General features: G+C 48.8%; 13 protein-coding genes. All 13 read left to right on the forward strand.

The genetic code is table 11. The features are described 5' to 3' along the window. Positions 1-134 precede the first annotated feature (134 nt). The 13 genes from hscB (at position 135) to der (ending at position 13,151) form a co-directional block, all read left to right on the forward strand. On the forward strand, positions 135-725 hold the full coding sequence (gene hscB / locus GV64_RS12345) for a Fe-S protein assembly co-chaperone HscB (protein WP_236632950.1): 591 nt from the start codon (positions 135-137) through the stop codon (positions 723-725). A 22-nt stretch (positions 726-747) separates the two neighbouring features. Further along, positions 748-2,625, forward strand: a complete 1,878-nt coding sequence (gene hscA, locus GV64_RS12350; protein WP_020583156.1) for a Fe-S protein assembly chaperone HscA — start codon at positions 748-750, stop codon at positions 2,623-2,625. A 2-nt stretch (positions 2,626-2,627) separates the two neighbouring features. Beyond that, positions 2,628-2,966, forward strand: a complete 339-nt coding sequence (fdx, locus tag GV64_RS12355) for an ISC system 2Fe-2S type ferredoxin (protein ID WP_020583157.1) — start codon at positions 2,628-2,630, stop codon at positions 2,964-2,966. Between the two features lie 64 nt (positions 2,967-3,030). Continuing rightward, the gene (gene iscX / locus GV64_RS12360; protein WP_020583158.1) at positions 3,031-3,234 is read left to right on the forward strand and encodes a Fe-S cluster assembly protein IscX; all 204 of its coding nucleotides are present in this window, start codon (positions 3,031-3,033) and stop codon (positions 3,232-3,234) included. Positions 3,235-3,532: 298 nt separating this feature from the next. Then, positions 3,533-4,351: a matrixin family metalloprotease gene (locus GV64_RS12365; protein ID WP_201772486.1), complete on the forward strand. Its 819-nt coding sequence runs from the start codon at positions 3,533-3,535 to the stop codon at positions 4,349-4,351. Between the two features lie 298 nt (positions 4,352-4,649). Then, positions 4,650-5,081 (forward strand): nucleoside-diphosphate kinase, encoded by a 432-nt coding sequence (ndk, locus tag GV64_RS12370; protein ID WP_020583160.1) that lies wholly within the window; start codon positions 4,650-4,652, stop codon positions 5,079-5,081. Positions 5,082-5,184: 103 nt separating this feature from the next. Beyond that, a complete protein-coding gene (gene rlmN / locus GV64_RS12375; RefSeq protein WP_020583161.1) occupies positions 5,185-6,348 on the forward strand; it encodes a 23S rRNA (adenine(2503)-C(2))-methyltransferase RlmN in 1,164 nt (387 codons plus the stop codon). A gap of 98 nt (positions 6,349-6,446) precedes the next feature. Continuing rightward, positions 6,447-7,208, forward strand: coding sequence for a type IV pilus biogenesis/stability protein PilW (gene pilW, locus GV64_RS12380; protein ID WP_026258334.1), 762 nt, complete (start codon positions 6,447-6,449; stop codon positions 7,206-7,208). Then, positions 7,201-8,148: a RodZ domain-containing protein gene (locus tag GV64_RS12385; protein WP_020583163.1), complete on the forward strand. Its 948-nt coding sequence runs from the start codon at positions 7,201-7,203 to the stop codon at positions 8,146-8,148. The genes pilW and GV64_RS12385 overlap by 8 nt, the downstream gene beginning before the upstream one ends. A gap of 185 nt (positions 8,149-8,333) precedes the next feature. Beyond that, positions 8,334-9,611 carry a histidine--tRNA ligase gene (gene hisS, locus GV64_RS12390; RefSeq protein WP_152554045.1) on the forward strand — a complete coding sequence of 426 codons (1,278 nt, stop codon included), beginning with the start codon at positions 8,334-8,336 and terminating at the stop codon, positions 9,609-9,611. A 78-nt stretch (positions 9,612-9,689) separates the two neighbouring features. Then, complete coding sequence (locus GV64_RS23810; RefSeq protein ID WP_020583165.1) at positions 9,690-10,379, forward strand: YfgM family protein; 690 nt, start codon at positions 9,690-9,692, stop codon at positions 10,377-10,379. A gap of 4 nt (positions 10,380-10,383) precedes the next feature. After that, positions 10,384-11,550, forward strand: coding sequence for an outer membrane protein assembly factor BamB (bamB, locus tag GV64_RS12400; protein ID WP_020583166.1), 1,167 nt, complete (start codon positions 10,384-10,386; stop codon positions 11,548-11,550). A gap of 176 nt (positions 11,551-11,726) precedes the next feature. Next, positions 11,727-13,151 carry a ribosome biogenesis GTPase Der gene (der, locus tag GV64_RS12405; RefSeq protein WP_020583167.1) on the forward strand — a complete coding sequence of 475 codons (1,425 nt, stop codon included), beginning with the start codon at positions 11,727-11,729 and terminating at the stop codon, positions 13,149-13,151. Position 13,152 lies beyond the last annotated feature (1 nt).

Raw genomic sequence — 13,152 nt, forward strand, 5'->3', positions numbered from 1 at the left:
ATTCAGTTTTCTAAACTCGTTATGGGCATGGTGAGCTGGACGGAAAGGCAAGGTCGAAGTGACGAGTCATATCCATCGCTATGGCGAGGAGCTTCAATGCAGGGTTTCTGTTCAGCTCGCCATGGTGGCGGGGTTTGGAAAATGCAATTGGTATTATTATTGACTTGGGGTTTGAGTGCGCTGTGGTTGATTTAACCAAGAACTATTTTGAACTTTTTGAATTGCCTGTTTCCTGTCAGGTCGATCAGCAGCAGCTTTCCAGTCAGTATCGGGCGCTGCAGAGAGCGGTGCATCCAGACCGTTTTGCTGGAGATGGTGAGCGTCAGCAGCGTCTTTCGGTGCAGTATGCCTCTCATGTTAACGAAGCATTTAATACTCTGAAGCAGCCGCTAAAAAGGGCTATTTACCTTTTGAAGATTGCTGGTCGTGATGTTGATATGGAGCGCAACACCATTATGGATCCACAGTTCCTGATGGAGCAGATGGCGTTGCGTGAGGCACTTTCTGATATTAGATCACACGCAAACCCTGAGCAGGAGCTTGAACGGCTGGTTGATCGGGTTGATCACGATCTTGATACCTATCTCAAGCAGTTTGAAGGTTTCTGGGAGGCAGGCGAAGAGCTGGATCTGGATCAAGCGGAAACGGTTGTAAGAAAGATGCAGTTCATGGTAAAGCTGGCGGCTGAACTGGAACAGCTGGAATCCGAGTTGTTGGACGGCTAATTTAGGAAGAGAAGAGGCAGGTATGGCGTTACTGCAGATTTCTGAGCCGGGACAGGCTCCCGAACCACATCAATACAAGCGGGCGGTGGGCATAGACTTGGGGACCACCAACTCTCTGGTAGCTACTGTCCGTTCAGGTGTTGCTGAGACACTTCCCGATATCGACGGGCAGCACACATTACCTTCCGTGGTTCACTATGGTGAGCTGGGTGTTGAGGTTGGTGTTCCTGCAAAAAACTCATCTCTGATTGATCCGGAAAATACGATTGTTTCTGTCAAAAGGATGATGGGACGCGGTCTGGAAGATGTTGATTCCCTCGGTGGGGTTTTACCGTATCGATTTGTTACTGCTCCCCAGGGGCAGAGTGAAGGGATGCCTTTTATCAAAACCCGTCGTGGGGATGTCAGCCCTGTTGAAGTTTCAGCCGAGATTCTACGTTCACTGGTTGGTCGTGCAAAAGATACTCTGGGTGGAGAGCTGGATGGTGCTGTAATTACTGTGCCAGCCTATTTTGATGATGCCCAGCGACAAGCGACAAAAGATGCCGCAAAGCTTGCGGGTTTGAACGTGTATCGCTTGCTGAATGAGCCAACGGCAGCGGCTGTGGCTTATGGTCTGGATCAGGGCGGACAGGGGGTTATAGCGGTTTATGATCTGGGTGGTGGCACCTTCGATATTTCTATTCTTCGCCTGGAAAAGGGTGTTTTTGAGGTCATGGCTACCGGCGGTGATACAGCGCTGGGTGGTGATGATTTTGATCGGATGGTGGCGCGCTGGATGCTTCGTGAAGCGGGGGTTGATGAATCCTCAATTAACTCACTGCAACTTCGGGAAGCAATGGTCGAAGCTTGTCGGGTTAAAGAGGCTCTGACTGTTGGGCCTGAAGTCAAGGTCGGCTTTGGTGAGTGGAGTGGCACGCTTTCCCGTGAGCAGTTCGACGAGCTGGTAGACCCATTGATTGATCGTACGATCCGCGCGTTCAAGCGTTCACTCCGGGATGCCGGACTGAAAGCGAATGAGATTGATGAAGTGGTTATGGTGGGTGGTTCTACCCGTGTGCCCAGGGTTCGTGAAAGGGTTGAAGGGTTTTCCGGCAGGCAGCCGTTGACATCAATAGACCCTGATAAGGTGGTTGCTGTTGGTGCAGCTCTTCAGGCGAATGTTCTGGCTGGAAATAAATCAGCAGAAGATATGCTTCTTCTGGATGTTATTCCGCTCTCACTTGGCCTGGAAACCATGGGTGGTCTGATGGAAAAGGTGATCCATCGCAATACCACTATTCCTGTCAGTCGAGCCCAGGAGTTTACGACCTACAAAGATGGCCAGACTGCAATGGCTATTCATGTATTTCAGGGTGAGCGGGAATTGATTCGGGATAATCGTTCTCTTGCCCGTTTTGAGTTGCGTGGAATTCCTCCCATGCCGGCTGGAGGGGCCAAGATTCGTGTGACTTTTCAGGTAGATGCTGATGGACTTCTTGGTGTTGCTGCAGAAGAGTTATCTACCGGTGTCAAAAGCAGTATCCAGGTTAAACCGTCTTACGGCCTGAGTGATGCGGATATCTCCCGAATGTTGAAAGATTCTTTTGAGCACGCTGGTGATGATAAAGATCTGCGAGCTCTGCGTGAACAGCAGGTAGAAGCGGATCGTGTTGTTGAGGCGCTGACGGTTGCGCTGGAAAAGGATGGCGAGAGTCTGTTGAGTGAAAGTGAATATACTACTTTATTGGAAGATCTTGAGTCGTTAAAGCAGTGTCGTCAGGCTGGTAACGCGAAGTCGATTGCCAGTGAAATTGAACGTATTGGTAAGTCCAGTGAGGAATTTGCTGCCCGTCGAATGAATCAGGGGATTCGCCAGGCTCTTTCCGGACAGAAAGTAGATGATTTGGAGGAGTTCTGATTATGACTCGACTCGTTTTTCTTCCCCATGAAGACCTATGCCCGGAAGGTGCTGTTATTGAGGTAGAGCCGGGTGTCACCATCTGTGATGCGGCCTTGCAAAACGGTATTGAAATTGAGCATGCCTGTGAAAAGTCCTGTGCCTGTACAACCTGTCATGTGGTTGTTCGGGAGGGGTTTGACAGCATGGATGAGCCGGATGAGCTGGAGGAAGATATGCTGGATAAAGCCTGGGGGCTGGAGCCGGAATCCCGGTTGAGCTGTCAGGCGGTGGTGGGTGACAAAGAACTGGTGGTTGAAATTCCCAAGTACACGATAAATCAGGTCTCTGAACGGCACTGAATATTTGTCTTCAGCCCGTTTGGGTTCTCTTGAGCGGGCATTAGAATAATTATGGAGCAGAAAAATGAGTTTAAAGTGGACAGATGTTTATGATGTAGCCATTGAACTCTATGAAGCCTATCCAGATGTAGATCCCAGGTTTATAAATTATGTTGATCTGAGAAGCTGGGTGCTTGCGCTTGAAGGCTTTGAGGATGATCCAGATCGGTGCGGCGAAAAAATACTCGAAGCTATTCAGATGGCATGGATAGAAGAATCAGAAGACTGATATCAATTTTTGTCTGATTTGTAATGACGCTCAGCCTGTCCGGGGTGCGCTGAAAAAACTGTTAATGGGTTGATTGAATTAGAATTTTTATCATTTTTTTATTTTGCTCCCCTATACTATGAAAATGCCTCTTTAGAGGCATTTTTTATATTCCCTGAAAGTACGACCTCGCTTTGATCTTCTTTCGGGGCTATTGATGTTTCGTTGTGAGGCTTGGTGGCTCAGAAAGCGCCAGCAGGTCATGGAACTTTTGTGTCTGGATTTCGAATGGCTTGCCAGAGCTACTGGAGGTGAAATCATGAATTCTGATCATTCGCCCAAAGCAGGTCAGGTGTTTGCCCTGCGAGCTGATGAGGATTCATTGTCACTTCCGGTTTTATCATCCGTACACTCTTATGGTGATGAGAAAATCTGCATCACTGATCATCGCGGTTTCTCTACTCCCAGGGGGCGTAACCCTGAAGAGTTAGTGCTGGATGCATCAGAGGGTTTCATTCCTCTCTGGGCTGAGGGTGTCAATCTTCGCTGGCGATTTAATGAGCATGCGGTGAGTTTTTTTCAGCATCCAAATGCAGTCAAGCGTACTGTTCGAAAGCTGCTGTCTGAAGCATTGCTGGCGTGGGGGGCTGCAGCGCCGGTCAAATTCAGTGAGCGATCAGATACCTGGGATTTCGAGGTTGTTGTGCGACATGCCGACGATTGCAGTGAACACGGTTGTGTTTTGGCGCGGGCATTTTTTCCGGATTCCGGTCGGCATCATTTAGAGCTTTATCCGGTTATGTTCTCTCTAAGTCGGCAGGAGCAGATCAACACCTTGACTCATGAGACTGGTCATATTTTTGGTCTACGCCATTTCTTTGCCCAGATCAGCGAGAAGGCATGGCCCAGTGAAATCTTCGGTCATCACAATCCGTTCAGTATCATGAATTATGGAGAGAAGTCTCAGTTGACCAGAGAGGATGTGGATGATTTGAAAAAACTCTATGAGCTTGCCTGGGGTGGTCAGCTGCCACATATCAATGGTACGCCTGTTGTTTTGGTAACTCCGTATCATCACCTTGGCCGTTACCACGAATCCTGGGAGGGAAGGGTTGCAGCCAGAGTGTCTGCTTCCTGAAAGCTGTAATTCTTGATAGAGAGAACGTTTGAAAGGCTTGGTGGTAATACGGAAAAGGTTTGTTTTTTCTATCATCTTTCACCGGCCAATGATCCTCATGCAGGCCCTTGTTTGTAAAACCTGAAGAGTGCTTAAACGCTGTTTTTTTGTAACCTTTAGGTCTAAAGGACTGACACTATCGACTCTATTGTATACAATGCTGCCAGAACTCCAGCTATGGACAGTTGAGAGAGTCGTACGTTTTTAATAAGTAATAACAATCCCGAAAGGGCACGAAAATGACAATCTGGAGATCGTAATGGCGGTAGAGCGCACTTTATCCATTATAAAACCTGATGCAGTAGCCAAGAGTGTCATCGGTAAAATCCTTGCTCGATTTGAGCAGGCCGGATTAAATGTTGTGGCAACCAAAATGCTCCATCTTTCTGAGGAGCTGGCTGGTGGCTTTTATGCTGAGCACAAAGAGCGTCCGTTTTATAATGACCTGGTTGCTTTCATGACTTCCGGACCTGTTGTTGTGTCCGTCCTTGAAGGGGAGAATGCGGTAGCATTGAACCGGGAGTTGATGGGAGCCACTAACCCGAAAGAAGCCGCTGAAGGCACTATTCGGGCCGATTTTGCTGAAACCATCGATGAAAATGCGGTACATGGATCTGACTCGGCAGCGTCTGCTGAGCGTGAAGTGGCCTACTTCTTCGAGGATTCGGAGATTTGCCCCAGAACTCGATAATCTGAATCTGGCTGCTGTAGCAGTCGGACAGTGTGTGGGGCTTAGCGTGAATGTACGAGCCATCAGGGGGGAGACCTTCTGGTGGCTTTGAGGTATTAAAAAGATGTCAGAATTGATCGAGCCATCTATCGATCAGGCCAGCGAACTGGCTGGCGAGCTATCAAGTAAAGAAGCAAAAGTTAATTTGCTGGGCCTTTCCCGTAAAAAAATGGAAGCTTTTTTTCTCAGTATTGGTGAGAAAAAATTCCGTGCAGAACAAGTTTTGAAGTGGATTCATCATCATCGCGTCGATAGCTTCGACGAGATGAGCAATATCAGTAAGTCACTTCGTGAGCTGCTCAAAGCGAAAGCAGAAATTCGCGGGCCAGAGGTGGTCAGTAGCCATTTTTCTGAAGATGGCACCTGTAAGTGGATCGTTCGCGTAGCCAGTGGCAGTTGTGTTGAAACCGTATTTATCCCTGATAATGGCCGTGGAACATTATGCGTTTCCTCCCAGGCTGGATGTTCTCTGGATTGTAGCTTTTGCTCTACCGGCAAACAGGGGTTTAACTCAGATCTGACTGTCGCTGAAATTATTGGCCAGGTGTGGGTGGCTGCCCGTCACTTTGGCAATGTGCCCGCAAAAATGGATCGTTCCATTACCAATGTGGTGATGATGGGTATGGGCGAGCCATTGATGAACTTTGATAACGTTGTTGACGCCATGGATCTGATGATGGATGACCTTGGTTATGGACTTTCAAAACGACGGGTGACGTTGAGTACTTCGGGTGTAGTGCCAGCACTGAGAAAGTTGAGTGAAGTGTCTAATGTTTCACTGGCCGTTTCTCTGCATGCGCCTAATAATGAGCTGAGAAATCAGCTGGTTCCAATCAATCGGAAGTATCCGCTGGATCAGCTGCTTGATGCGATTCATCATTACATGAACAGTTTGACGGATAGCAAGCGGGTCGTTACGATCGAATATACGCTACTTGCTGGTGTTAATGATCAGCCTGAGCATGCCCGGCAGCTGGTTGCTTTGCTGAAAGATGTGCCCTGTAAATTGAATCTGATTCCTTTCAACCCATTTCCTCATTCAGGATATGAAAGACCCAGTAACAATGCAGTGAGACGTTTTCAGGAAAGTTTGCAGCTGGCAGGATTTAATGTCACCGTTAGAAAGACAAGAGGTGATGATATCGGTGCAGCCTGCGGTCAGCTGGTTGGCAATGTGATGGATAAAACCCGTCGCAGTGAGCGCTACATAGCAGCCAGACAGATTTAAGAGACTGCTTGGGAAATACTGCCATCATCACAATGGACGGCTGCTATTCCCGGGCAGCCTCACAGACTTATTCAAAATTTGCAAATGTGGGGATGAGCATGGGAGTCAGATTGAGGCCCATTGCATTACTGTTTTCTGTATCACTGGTACTGACTGGCTGTGTCACCACTGACGGCCGGCCTGTCAATGAGAGCAGGGCAGTGGTGGATTACATGAATCTTGCCAGGGGTTATCTCCAGGGAGGTTATTCTGAAAGGGCGGTTAAACCTCTGCAGAGAGCACTGGAGATAGAGCCTGACTCTCCCGATGTTCACGGTATGCTAGGTATGGCTTATCAGAGACAAGGAGAAGACCAACTGGCAGAGAAGGCGTTCAACAGGGCGCTTTCCATTGATCCCGAGGCCTCTGATGTACGCAACAATTTTGGTGCTTTCCTTTTCTCCAAAAACAGGCTCAAAGAAGCTTACCGCCAGTTTGAGCTTGCTTCACAGGATGTCTCTTATTCCCAACGCAGTCGTACCTTTGAAAATATGGGTATAGTGGCCCTGCGTCTGGGTAAATCTGAATTGGCTGTTGAGCACTTTATTCGAGCTTTGCGTCTGAATAGCAATCTGCCAAGAGCAAATCTTGAGCTTGCTGCTATCTACAAAGATGAAGGTAATCTCTACAAGGGGTGGCAGCACTATCAGGCCTTTGATGAAGTGTCTGATCAGAGCGCCCGTAGTCTGTTGTTGGGTATTGAGCTGGCAACTGCAAATGGTGCTCAAAGTAAGGCCGCCAGTTATGGGTTACAGCTGGAAAGACTTTATCCCGGCTCTATGGAGCTGAAGCAATATCGGAGTCGATTGGGTTATGAGTGATCAGGATACTCAGCAAGAAGAAGCCATTCAGCCGGTTTCTCCGGGTGCTGTGCTTGCCCAGGCTCGTAATAGCCAAGGGCTCTCTATTCCGGAAGTTGCAGAACATCTGAAGATTACTGAAAGCTATGTAAGAGCTATTGAAGAGAGTACGTTTGACGTACTGCCGCAGGCCGCTTTCGTGCGTGGTTACATCCGGAACTATGCCAGACTGGTAGGTCTCAGTGGTGAAGATCTGGTAAAGGATTTTGACCATTTTATTGGTAATGATGGGCTTGATACTCCCCGTTTGCAGGGTTCCAAAAAGGTAAAACCGTTACGTGCTCACAGTACACCCTCTCCGGCTCATGCGCTCGCATTGCTGCTGGTCGTGTCGCTGGGTGGTTTGAGCTACTACCTCTGGAATAACTGGCTGGATGCTGAGCCAGCAGCAGAGGTTGCCATCATTGAAGAGGTGTCCGAACAACTGCCTGAATATCTGGAGGCCGTGGAGAATACTCCTCTGGAAACAGATCTTGAAGTAGAAGCAACGGTTGTTGAGGAAAGAGCCTCTTCTGATCCTTCTGTAGTTGTAGAGCAGGAGTCTGAGCAGGTAGAAGAAAGGCCGGAATTTCCGCCAATTGCCGTCGATAGTGCTGAGATCGTGGATGTTACTGCCGATGATGATGTCAAAAAAACAGTTCTCGGGCTTGGCAAACCCCTCGTCATTGATTTCTCACAGGATTGCTGGGTAGAAATCAAGGATGCCACCGGTGAGGTCCTTGTATCTGCTGTGCAGAAAGCAGGTTCTTCAATTAGTCTGGATGTTTTTCCACCGGTCAGTGTTCGGTTTGGTAATACCCCAGGTGTGCAAAATATCGTTTATGATGGCAAGCCTGTAGCCAGACCCAACTCGAGTACCCGAGTTGCCAGTGTCTTATTGACTGGCAATGGACAGGGGTAAATTAACTCTCTGAAATTCCAATCCTTTCTGTGATCTTTACTCTTCACTGCCATGGGCATCCTTTTATGAGAGGACGGTGGGATTGTCACAGAAAGGCCTTAACGGTTATAGTTGCCCATTTTCAAGCCATATCTCCCATTCCAATGGGGTCGGGTGATATTTTTTAGGTTAGAGGGCATTTGAACTTGGGCAAGCAGCTTCAAGCCATTCGCGGGATGAATGACATTCTTCCCGAACAGACACCGGTCTGGCAGTACCTTGAGCAGCAGGTACGCTCTGTCCTGACAACTTATGGTTATCAGGAAATCCGAATTCCGGTTGTTGAAAGCTCTGCTCTGTTCAGCCGGGGGATTGGCTCCGGAACGGATATTGTTGAGAAAGAGATGTACACCTTTGAAGATCGCAATGGTGACAAGCTCTCACTCCGCCCTGAGGCTACTGCCGGAGTTGTGCGTGCCGGTATTCAGCAGGGACTGTTTTACAATCAGGTTCAACGTTTGTGGACTTCAGGTCCCATGTTTCGCTATGAGCGTCCTCAAAAAGGCCGCTATCGCCAGTTCCACCAGATCAGTGTTGAAGCCTACGGCATGACTGGGCCAGATATTGATGCAGAAATGATCATGATGACTGCCCGGTTCTGGCAGAAGCTTGGTTTGTCGGAACATGTAACCCTGGAGCTGAATACCCTGGGTACTCTGGAAGCCCGTGTTCGTTACCGTGAAGCATTGGTGGCGTACCTTAAGGACTATGAGTCAGAGCTTGATGAAGACAGTCGTCGTCGGCTGACCATTAACCCATTGAGAATCCTTGACAGTAAGGACCGCAACACTCAGAAAATTGTTGCCGGGGCACCTGAACTGTTCGACTATCTGGATGAAGAATCCCGGGTTCACTTTACCGGGTTGAAGCAGATTCTGGATGAGGCGGGTATTGCCTATCGAGTTAACCCGCGACTGGTGCGCGGTCTTGATTACTACGGAAGAACCGTCTTCGAATGGGTAACCGACAGTCTGGGATCTCAGGGTACGGTATGTGCTGGTGGCCGATACGATGCACTGGTTGAGATGCTTGGTGGAAAGCCCACGCCTGCCGTTGGCTTTGCCATGGGTATTGAGCGTCTGGTATTGATGTTGGAAACCCTTCAGTTACTGCCGGAAAGTGTCTCTAATCGGGTAGATGTGGCTGTCGTTGCTGTTGGTGATGGTGTTGTTCATAGAGTTCTGCCAGTTGTGGAGCGACTGCGTGATGCACTGCCAGAGCTTAAGATTCTGATGAATTGCGGTGGTGGCGGATTTAAAGCTCAAATGAAGCGTGCGGATCGCAGCGGTGCTGCCTATGCTCTCATTCTGGGTGAAGATGAGCTCGGTTCGGGTATGGTAACTGTCAAGTCGTTGAGAACTGATAGTGCCCAGCAGCAGCTGCCAATCGCCGATATGGCCGAATATTTGCAGAAAGTATTATAGAATGCTGCTGTTCAGTACGCTGCTTGTTGAGAAGAGCGCTCTGTTAACGGTTTTCAGGAAAGAAGTCAGGAGTAAAGGGTGAGTTACCAATCTGATGAAGAGCAGGTAGAACTGCTTAAGAATCTATGGAAAGACTATGGTCAGCCTGTTGTGCTGGGAGTTGCCATTACACTGGCGGCTGTTTCCGGCTATAACTACTGGCAAAAAACTCAGCATCAGGAAATCTCTGAAGCTTCTTCGCTTTATCAGAATTTGCTGGATACTTTGTCTCTGGAGCAGCAGGCACAGTTTGCAGCACCTTTGACCGAAGAGCAGAAGGCGACGGTAGGGCATGTTGTTTCTTCGCTACAGAATGATTATGCAGATAGCCAATATGCAGCGTTTGCAACGCTCTTTCTGGCTCAGCAGCAAGTTCAGGATAATCAATTGAGTGCTGCCCGGGCTTCTCTTGAGTGGGTGCTGATGCATAAACCAGCGGCTGAAGTTCAGACAATGGCCAGCGTTCGACTTGCACGTGTCCTGTTGAGCGAGTCATCCGAGAATGGCCAGCAGGCGCTTGATATTCTGACCAAACTGAGTGCAGGCAAGTCTTATGAGGCAACGGTGGAGTCTGCAAAAGGGGATGCATATCTTGCCCTTGGGGATCGCAAACAGGCAGAAGTGGCATACCAGAAAGCAGTCGATGCAGCACAGGATAATGGCTTGAACCGTCCATTGCTGCAACTCAAATTGGATGATTTGGCAGCAATGGCACCTCAGGAGGGGTAACGTAATGGAGAGGTTATTCAGGGGTTCTTTAATTCTTCTGCTGATGCTGGGGCTCTCTGCATGCAGTCTTTTTTCATCGGATGAAGAGGAGGTAAGAACTCCTAAACCTCTCCAGACGATTGCGGAAGAAAAGATACAACTGGTTAAGGTGTGGTCCAGAGGTGTTGGCAAAGGTGTTGGTAATCGTTTTGAGAGCCTGAAGCCAGCAATGGACGGTGATAAGGTCTTTGTGTCTGGCGCTGAAGGCTCTGTATATGCACTGGAGCGTGACACTGGAAAGGAAGTCTGGAAGAAAAAACTCAATACCCGGATCGGTGGTGGTGTCAGTGCCTATGCTGGTATGGTTCTGTTGGGTACACTGGATGGTGAAGTAATAGCTCTGAAGCAGGAATCCGGTGATGAGCTTTGGAGAGCACGGGTAAGTAGCGAGATTCTCAGTGCTCCTGTTACCGATGGGCTCTATGTTGCCGTTCAGAGTATTGACGACCGCCTCACAGTGCTAGATGCAGAATCTGGCAAGTATCTCTGGCGTCAGGAAGCACTTCAGCCAGCCCTGACTCTGAGAGGATCTGCCTCACCATTGATGTTCCGTGAAGCTGTGTTTGCAGGGTTTGCCAGTGGTGAAGCAAAAGCTTTCCGACTGGAAAATGGCGCTCCTCTCTGGAGTTCTCGAGTTGCTGCACCAAAAGGCAGTACCGAACTTGAACGGATGGTTGATATCAAAGGTGCTCCACTGATTATTGGTGACACCATTTTCTTTGTCAGTTTTCAGGGCAATGTCGCTGGTCTGGACCTCTATACCGGTCGGGTTCGCTGGACAAAAGAACTGTCCAGTTATGAATCCATGACGGACGGTTTCGGCTCTATTTACCTGAGCAGCGAAGACAGCTATGTCAGCTCCATTGATCAGAGAACCGGTGCATCTAACTGGCGTCAGGAAGATTTCGAATTCCGTCAGTTATCAGCACCCGCAGCATTCAGTAGCTACGTGGTCGTGGGTGATGGCGAGGGTTATGTCCACTTGCTATCTCAGGTTGATGGTAGTCAGGCGGGCCGTTTTAAAGTGGACTCTTCTGCTATTAAGGCTCAGCCTCTCGTTGATGGAGAGCTGATTCTGGTACTGACAGCAGATGGCGAGTTGGTAGCCTTGAAAGAAAAGGCTTCTGAGTAAACAGCGACTGACTGTTCACCATTCTTGATGGAAAAAGGTGGTGGAATAAGTTGGTGGAGAAAGTTGTCGGGCTGAATCCCTAACCGGATTCAGCCCGTTTTCAATTTCGGTTTTACTGGTATTTCATGCAGTAACCGGCGCATTGTCTGCGTATTTTTGTATTTGTGGTAAAACTTATGGTACCTGTTATTGCCCTGGTGGGCAGGCCGAATGTTGGCAAGTCCACCCTGTTTAACCAATTGACCCGCTCTCGCGATGCTTTAGTTGCGAATGTGGCCGGGTTGACCCGTGACCGGAAATACGGCGAGGGTAAGGTTGGCTCGCACCCTTACATTGTCATTGATACGGGTGGTATCTCTGGTGATGAAGAGGGGATTGATTCTGCTATGGCGGAACAGTCTCTACTCGCTATTAATGAAGCGGATGTGGTGTTATTTCTGGTGGATGCCCGGGCAGGTTTGACCGCTGCCGATGAAATGATCGCCTTGCATCTTCGTAAGCAGGGGAAAAAATACCACCTGGTACTAAATAAGGTCGATCGGGTTGATGCTGAGCAGGCTGAAACTGATTTTGCTTCTCTGGGTATAGGTGGGGCTTATCATATCGCAGCGGTTCATGGTCGTGGCGTCAGTAACATGATCAATAACGTGTTGCTGGAGTGTAGCGATGGGGAGACTGATGAGTCAGATGAGGCTTCGGTTAAGCCCCGAGGCATAAAGATTGGTATTGTCGGTAGACCAAACGTGGGTAAGTCTACTCTGGTCAACCGTATGCTGGGTGAAGACCGTGTTGTGGTCTATGATCAGGCGGGAACGACCCGTGACAGTGTTTATATTCCTTATGAACGCTTTGGTCAGGATTATACGCTGATTGATACTGCAGGTGTGCGCCGACGGGGCAAAGTGTCTGAATCCATCGAAAAGTTTTCGGTGATCAAGACGTTGCAGGCCATTGAAGACGCCAATGTAGTGGTTCTGGTTCTGGATGCCCGCGAAGGCATTGTTGAACAGGATCTGCATCTGCTTGGCTTTGTCCTGGATGCCGGTCGTGCCGTGGTGATTGCCCTCAATAAATGGGATGGCATGGAAGAAGAGCAGAAAACTAATGTTAAGGAGGAGTTGAAGAGACGCCTCGGCTTTATCAATTATGCTCGTATTCACATGATTTCAGCGAAGCACGGTACCGGTGTTGGGAACCTCTACGATTCTATTGAAGAAGCGTATGAGGCAGCGACTAATAAGTTATCAACTAACCGTCTGACCCGTATTCTGGAAGATGCTGTTAAAGAGCATCAGCCTCCCATGGTCAATAATCGCAGAATCAAGCTTCGCTATTGTCATGCTGGTGCGATGAATCCGCCAACCATTATCATTCACGGTAATCAGACTGAGCGTGTTCCAGCGGCGTATCGTCGTTATCTGGAAAATACCTTTCGTAAGGTTTTGAAAATTATGGGTACTCCCATTCGGATCGAATTCCGCTCTGGTGATAACCCTTATGCCGAGAATAAAGAGGTGGATCAGCGGCAGGCACATCGTAAACGCAGAGTCGAAAAGACGGCCAAGTTTGCCAAAGAAAAGCGTAAAACAAAGCGCTCCTGAG

The sequence above is a fragment of the Endozoicomonas elysicola genome (assembly GCF_000710775.1).
Taxonomy (GTDB): domain Bacteria; phylum Pseudomonadota; class Gammaproteobacteria; order Pseudomonadales; family Endozoicomonadaceae; genus Endozoicomonas; species Endozoicomonas elysicola.